The organism is Sutterella seckii (assembly GCF_009183815.1).
GTDB lineage: Bacteria > Pseudomonadota > Gammaproteobacteria > Burkholderiales > Burkholderiaceae_F > Sutterella > Sutterella seckii.
Window position 1 is genome coordinate 1 of sequence record NZ_WEHX01000206.1, and the last position, 900, is coordinate 900.

The following is a 900-nucleotide window of genomic DNA, read 5'->3' on the forward strand; positions in this document are numbered from 1 at the left end:
CTGTTTTACGAATGAGAGTACCCTCTATGCACAGGCGGCCTGACCCCAAGCGCCACACAGCACCATCCGTCAACTATTAAATACCTTTGTTAATAACGAGCTTCTTGGCGTCGAGAGTAGGAAACCGCTGGAAATTCACGTAGGACGGGACCTCTCGCAGAAGGTGCGTAAAATTAAGATAATGGATAAAGAAGAATGAAGATCTTTAAAAGATAAGCCCAAAGAAAGCTTTTACCTCTTTGTCGCTTAAAGCAGATAGCAGAGATAAATTTCAGAACGCTCGGTTCGGGCATTTTTTCTCCGGCTTTCTGCAGAAGGTCTGCACTCTGATTTTCCATTAGACCCGAGGCGAAGCCCTGACCTGTTAAGGGCCATTTCCTCGTTTCAACCAACCGGCATCCCTGCGTGGATCAACAACAAAAAAGCACAACTTTCAAGGAACCAGCCCGATGTACGTTTCTCAGGAAGGTGGTAGCACCAAAGAACTGCCAGGCGGCACCAAGACCGGCGTAATAAGCTGTCGACTGCCTTTTGAACTCAAGCTCGCCATTGAGGGGCTTGCGAAAAGTCAGAACGTTGTCCTCTCTCACGTCATCCGCGAAATCATTCAGGAAGCAGTAGCCCAGGGGGACTGCTTCTGGTGGAAGGCGGGAGCGGCCAACGATGAAAATACACTCGGCGAGGAAGCCGGGGAGCTTGAAGCTGAGGCTCTCGGCGATGCGTCCTGCGGCACCGCCGTTGTAGAAGGCTGATTCATAGAATTCCTCAAAAGCCGCCTGACGGGTTCCCGCCCTCAGGCGGTTTTTGGTGCGCTCGGCAGCGCACGTGTGTCTATGTGGTGAAAGTCCACTGACCGCCCGAGAAGGGGAAGGTCTAGCGACTCGGCAGAGTCAGGGAGGC

The 900-nt window shown here is 52.3% G+C and carries 1 protein-coding gene; it reads left to right on the plus strand.

Annotated elements, in window-relative coordinates; translation table 11 throughout:
* The first annotated feature begins 449 nt into the window (after positions 1 to 449).
* Complete coding sequence (locus GBM95_RS11855; RefSeq protein WP_152159272.1) at positions 450 to 752, plus strand: hypothetical protein; 303 nt, start codon at positions 450 to 452, stop codon at positions 750 to 752.
* Positions 753 to 900 lie beyond the last annotated feature (148 nt).

Coding starts and splice junctions, on each gene's coding strand:
- GBM95_RS11855 (WP_152159272.1), top strand. CDS start 450: ATGTACGTTTCTCAGGAAGGTGGTAGCACCAAAGAACTGCCAGGCGGC.